A 5,602-nucleotide genomic window follows, 5' to 3' on the forward strand; every position below is an offset into this window, starting at 1 on the left:
CAGCACCTTGTCGCCACGCCGGGGAGGGCGGGGCGGTTTCTCTGCAGGCTTCAGTGCGGCATGCACGTCGGCCGGCTTGATGTCGGTGTAGCGGCGCAACATCGCCCAGGTCTTGTGCCCGGTGAGCAGCGCGACGCGCGGGATGTCGAGGCCCATGCGGAACAGATCCGCGGTCGCCCTGTGCCGCAGGTCGTGGAAGTGCAGATCGATGATCGGCGGCTCCAGCGCCTGGCAGGCGCGCGTGAAGGCTGTTGACACCGAGGCCGCGCGCACGCCGAAGATGGCGCCCTCGGTGCGGTCCTCGATCATCGGCTCGACGATCGCCCAGGCTGCGGCGAGCAGCGGCACAGTCTGATCGTTCCCGCTCTTGTTGCGCGGATCCTTGCGGTCGCGGATCACGACGGTGCGGCCCTCGCGGTCGACATCCTCCACCTGCAGGCGGCAGATCTCGTCCTGACGCATCGCGGTGGCCAGCGCGAAGCGGCACAGTGTCACCATGTCGATGCGCTGGCGCGGGTTGCCCTGCCAGTGGGCGTAGAGGCGCGCCAGCTCGTCGTCCGTGGGCTCGCGGTCACGCTCGCGGCTGCGGGTCGTCAGGCCGCGGTGCTTCAGGCTCTCGCGCGCCTCCAGCGCCAGGCGCTCCGGCACGTCAAGGTGCCGCGCGTGCCGCGCCCACTTCAGCACGGCCGACAGGAACGACAGGTCGCCCGCGATCGTGACGCCGCCGGCGCCGGCTTCGATGCGCCGGTCTATGAAGTCGCGCAGGGTCACCGCGTTGAGGGATGCCAGGCGCACCTTGCCGAGCTGCAGCTTCAGCATCGCCAGGGTCGCCTCCTTAGTCTTGCCGGGCGACTGGTTCGTCATCTCGACGTACTTGTCGATCAGGTCGCCGACCGTCGCCCCCTTGGGGACAGGCGCGAAGCCGCCTGCCGCGATGTGGTGCGCCTGCGACTCGACGCCTGAGGCCCAGTCCTTGGCCTCGCGCTTCGTCGGGAAGGTCGCCGCCCGGTAGACGCCGCCGCGCCTGACCTGCGCGCGCCATTTGCCTGAGGGTAGCTGGGAGAATGTGGGCATGTGTGCAGGGCTCCGTGTGCACTTCGTGTGTGTCCTATCGAGCCCTAAATCTACACCTCTTGACCCCTTCGTGTGCGCCTCGTGTGCACTAAGTTCTGCACACGTACCATTTATGTTAGTGACTGATTACGTGGAACATCAGGAAAAACATGGCTTTTCACCGTGGCGACTAAGTGTTGCCCCGATGATGGACTGGACCGATCGACATTGCCGTCACTTCCATCGCCTGCTCTCGCGCCACACCCGGCTCTATACCGAGATGGTCACCACCGGAGCCCTGTTGCACGGCGATGTGCCGAGGCATCTGGACTTCGGCCCCGAGGAGCACCCGGTGGCGCTGCAGCTGGGCGGCAGCGAGCCGGAGGATCTGGCCGCCTGCGCGAAGCTCGGCGAGCGCTGGGGCTACGACGAGATCAACCTCAATTGCGGCTGTCCCAGCGAGCGTGTGCAACGTGGCGCCTTCGGCGCCTGCCTGATGGCCGAGCCCGACCTGGTGGCAGACGGCGTGAAGGCGATGCGTGACGCGGTGGGCATCCCGGTGACCGTGAAGCACCGCATCGGCATTGACCGAACCGAGAGCTACGGGTTCGTGCGCGATTTCATCGGCACCGTGGCAGCGGCCGGCTGCGAGGTGTTCATCGTCCACGCACGCAATGCCTGGCTCAAGGGCCTCAGCCCGAAGGAGAACCGCGAACTGCCACCGCTGCGCCACGAGTGGGTCTACCGCCTCAAGCGCGATTTCCCGGCCTTGACGATCGTGCTGAACGGCGGCGTCAAGACCCACGACGAGATCGCCACGCACCTGGCGCAGGTCGATGGCGTGATGCTCGGGCGTGAGGCCTACCACCATCCTGGCTGATGGCTGATTGGGATGTGCGCTTCTTCGGCGACGCGCCACTCGAGCGAGACCGTGCCGACATCGAGGCGGCGATGGTGCGCTACATGGAGCTTCAGCGGCTGCAGGGCGAGCCCTGGTCGCGCGTATCGCGCCACATGCTCGGCCTGTGGAACGGTATGTCCGGCGCCCGGCGCTGGCGGCAGGTCTGGTCGGATCATCGGCTCAAGAACGAGCCGCCGGAGGTGGTGTCGGCGCTGGCGCGCCGCCGGCCGACGGTGGACGAGGTCGCGGCGGCGGCTTGACGGCGCCGCAGGCCTTTCAGTTCAGTACGCGGCGTTCCGCTGCACCGGCCAGGTTGCCAGTACCACCCCGGCCAGCGCCAGGGCGAAGGCGCCGAGCTGGATGCCGCTGACGTGCTCGCCCAGCAGCAGAACGCCAATGGCGGCGGCGCTGATCGGCAGCAGCACCGTGAACACGCCAGCCGACGACGCCGGCACGTGTTTCAGGCCCGTCATCCACAGCCACACCGTCGCCATGCTGGCTGCGAGTGCGTAGAACAGCAGCAGCACCCAGACGCCGCCGCGCACCGCCGAGAAGTCGAACTGCCACGCTTGCCATAGGCCGAACGGCGTCACCAGTGCCAGGCCCCACAGGTTCACCAGCGCGCTGATGCGGCGTGCGCTCACCTGGCCGGTGAGCTGCTTGCCGATCACCACGTAGAGCGCCTCGCAGAACACGGCACCGAGCAGCAGCGCGTTGCCGAGCAGTGAACTCCCGCCGCCGTCGGGCCCGGCCTGGGCCAGTGAAACCAGCGCGATCCCGGCCACCGCGCAGCCGATGCCGCCCAGCACGCGTGGCGCAATGCGCTCTCGCAGTCCGACCCACGACAGCAGGGCCACCACGGCCGGCAGCGCGGCCATGATCACGCCGGCCGCCAGCGCCGAACTCAAAGCCACGCCGAACAGCATGCACACCGAAAACAGGAAGTTGCCGAAGAAGGCCTCGAGGAACAGCAGCCAGCGGTCGCGTCGGCTCAGCCGCGGCTCGTCGGCGGTCCGATGCACCAGTGCACCATCGCGATGGCCGCGATGCCAAAGCGCAGCCAGGCCAGCAGCAGAACCGGGAACACCGCGACCAGCAGCTTCGACAGGCCGACATAGCTGCCGACCAGCGCCATGCTGGCGCCGAGGCTGGCATACGCCCACCACGGCGCGCGGTGGGCAGCACTCGTGGGGGTGGGCCGCCCGAGGCTCACGCGCAGCAGGAGGCGTGCGCAGCCGGCCTCACGCCGACCACGCCGCCCGGTTGCTCTGCCAGCGCCAGGCGTCGGCGCACATCTGGTCGAGGTCGCGGCGGGTGCGCCAGCCCAGCCGTTGCAGCGCGAGCGCCGGGTCGGCCCAGCAGGCCGCCACGTCGCCGGGCCGGCGATCGACGATGCGGTAGGGCACCGGGCGGCCGCTGGCCTTCTCGAAGGCGGCCACCATGTCCAGCACCGAGACGCCCAGGCCGGTACCCAGGTTCACCGTCAACAGGCCGGGTTCGCGGGCCAGGCTGTCGAGGGCGGCGACGTGGCCCTCGGCGAGGTCCATCACGTGGATGTAGTCGCGCACGCCGGTGCCGTCGGGCGTCGGGTAGTCGCCGCCGAACACCTGCAGCTGCGGCCGCTGGCCCACGGCCACCTGGGCGACGTAGGGCATCAGGTTGTTCGGGATGCCCGAGGGGTCTTCGCCGATCTGGCCGCTCTCGTGGGCGCCGACCGGGTTGAAGTAGCGCAGCCGCGCGATGCGCCACTGCGGCTCGGATTTCGACAGGTCGGCGAGGATCTGCTCGACCATCAGCTTGGTCCAGCCGTAGGGGTTGGTGGCCGACAGCGGGAAGTCCTCGCGGATCGGTACCGACGCCGGGTCGCCGTAGACGGTGGCGGAGGACGAGAACACCAGCGTGTGCACCGCGGCGCGGCGCATCGCCTCCAGCAGCCGCAGGGTGCCGGTGATGTTGTTCTCGTAGTAGGCCAGCGGCTTCTGTACCGACTCGCCCACCGCCTTCAGCGCCGCGAAGTGGATCACCGCACGGATCGGGTACTGCGCGAACACGCGGTCCAGGGTGGCGGCATCGCGCACGTCGCCCTCCACGAAAGCGGGCCGCTTGCCGCACAGCGGCGCCAGGCGGTCGAGCACGTCGCGCTGGCTGTTGACGAGGTTGTCGAGGATGACGAAATCATGGCCCGCATTCGCCAGCGCCACGCTGGTGTGCGAGCCGATGAAGCCTGTGCCGCCGGTCACGAGTATCAATTGCTGCTCCCTGTCGAACGTCGAGGGCCCATCGCGACAGACCAACCGCAGCGAAAGGCAACGGGGCATTGTGCCGGGCCGTCGATTGTGTCAATGTGGCAAAAGTCAGCCTTGGGGCATGGCACTTGCTCCCAGGTTCGGCCTCCACCCATTCCGGGTGGTCTTGTTGCCTCAGGGGAGCCCCATGAACGAACGCTTTTTCCAGCTCGGCACGGCGCTACGCGCGCTGGCCGTGGTCGCATGGATCGGTCTCGGCGCGCCGTCCGTCCACGCGCAGGTCGCGGTGGCCAAGCCGCAGGTGGTGGTGCTCGCCACCGGGGGCACGATCGCCGGCGCGGGCGCGGCCGCCACCAACAGCGCGTCCTACCAGGCGGCCAAGGTACCGGTCGACAAGCTGATCGCCGGCGTACCCGAGCTGGCCGACGTGGCCCAGGTGCGCGGCGAGCAGGTGTTCCAGATCGCCTCGGAGAGCTTCACCAACGAGAAGCTGGTGCAGCTCGGCAAGCGGGTCTCGCAACTGGTGCGCGACCCGGCGGTGAACGGCATCGTCATCACCCACGGCACCGACACGCTGGAAGAGACGGCCTTCTTCCTCAAACTGGTGATCCGCAGCGACAAGCCGGTGGTCGTGGTGGGCTCGATGCGGCCCGGCACGGCGATGTCGGCCGACGGCATGCTCAACCTCTACAACGCGGTGGTGGTCGCGGCCGACCCGACCTCGCGCGGCAAGGGTGTGCTGGTGGCGATGAGCGACGAGATCCATTCGGGCCGTGACGTCGCCAAGCGCATCAACATCAAGACCAGCGCCTTCGGCAGCCAGTGGGGGCCGCTCGGCATGTCGGTGGAGGGCAAGACCTTCTGGTTCCGCCTGCCGGCCAAGCGCCACACCGTGAACAGCGAGTTCGACATCGAGAGCATCGAGACGCTGCCCGAGGTGGCCATCGTCTACGGCTACGGCAACATGACGACGGAGCTGTACGACGCGGCGCTGCGCTCGGGCGCCAAGGCGGTGGTCAATGCCGGCACCGGCAACGGCTCGGTGCCGAACTACGCGGTAGAGAAGCTCAGGAGCGTGCGCGCCCAGGGCGTGCAGGTCATCCGCTCCTCGCGCGTGGCCGACGGCTTCGTGATCCGCAATGCCGAGCAGCCCGACGACAAGTACGACTGGGTCGTCGCGCACGATCTGAACCCGCAGAAGGCCAAGATCCTGGCCGCGGTCGCGCTGACGCGCGGCGTGAGCTCGCAGGATCTGCAGCGGATCTTCTGGGAGTACTGAGGAGCCCGCCAACGGTCTGCGGCGCCGCAGCTCAGGCCGCCCCGGCGGCTGGCGATCCGGCGACCATGCGGCTGGCCAGGGCGTCGGCGCGCCGGAGCAAGGCGGCGAGCGGCAGGTCGCTGG

General features: G+C 68.9%; 3 protein-coding genes and 2 pseudogenes. 2 read left to right on the forward strand and 3 right to left on the reverse strand.

Annotation, left to right across the window (positions count from 1 at the left end; genetic code table 11):
- On the reverse strand, nt 1-1,074 hold a 1,074-nt coding region (locus tag x551_RS17700; protein ID WP_051512126.1), incomplete at its 3' end, for a site-specific integrase.
- Nucleotides 1,075-1,258: 184 nt separating this feature from the next.
- On the opposite strand from x551_RS17700, the pseudogene dusA reads away from it, so the two are divergent.
- Nucleotides 1,259-2,214: pseudogene (gene dusA, locus x551_RS17705) on the forward strand (tRNA dihydrouridine(20/20a) synthase DusA).
- 21 nt (nt 2,215-2,235) lie between these two features.
- Here the strand turns inward: dusA and x551_RS17710 are convergent.
- Nucleotides 2,236-3,089, reverse strand: a pseudogene (locus tag x551_RS17710) (DMT family transporter).
- A gap of 106 nt (nt 3,090-3,195) precedes the next feature.
- On the reverse strand, nt 3,196-4,203 hold the full coding sequence (gene galE, locus x551_RS17715; protein ID WP_036234365.1) for a UDP-glucose 4-epimerase GalE: 1,008 nt from the start codon (nt 4,201-4,203) through the stop codon (nt 3,196-3,198).
- Between the two features lie 184 nt (nt 4,204-4,387).
- Between galE and x551_RS17720 the strand changes: the two genes are divergently transcribed.
- Nucleotides 4,388-5,479 carry a type II asparaginase gene (locus x551_RS17720; RefSeq protein WP_036234364.1) on the forward strand — a complete coding sequence of 364 codons (1,092 nt, stop codon included), beginning with the start codon at nt 4,388-4,390 and terminating at the stop codon, nt 5,477-5,479.
- Nucleotides 5,480-5,602 lie beyond the last annotated feature (123 nt).

The sequence above is a fragment of the Methylibium sp. T29 genome, assembly GCF_000576205.1.
Classification (GTDB): domain Bacteria; phylum Pseudomonadota; class Gammaproteobacteria; order Burkholderiales; family Burkholderiaceae_C; genus Methylibium; species Methylibium petroleiphilum.

What these genes read in the sequence shown, in the direction of transcription:
- x551_RS17720 (WP_036234364.1), top strand. Translation starts at nt 4,388, where the DNA reads ATGAACGAACGCTTTTTCCAGCTCGGCACGGCGCTACGCGCGCTGGCC.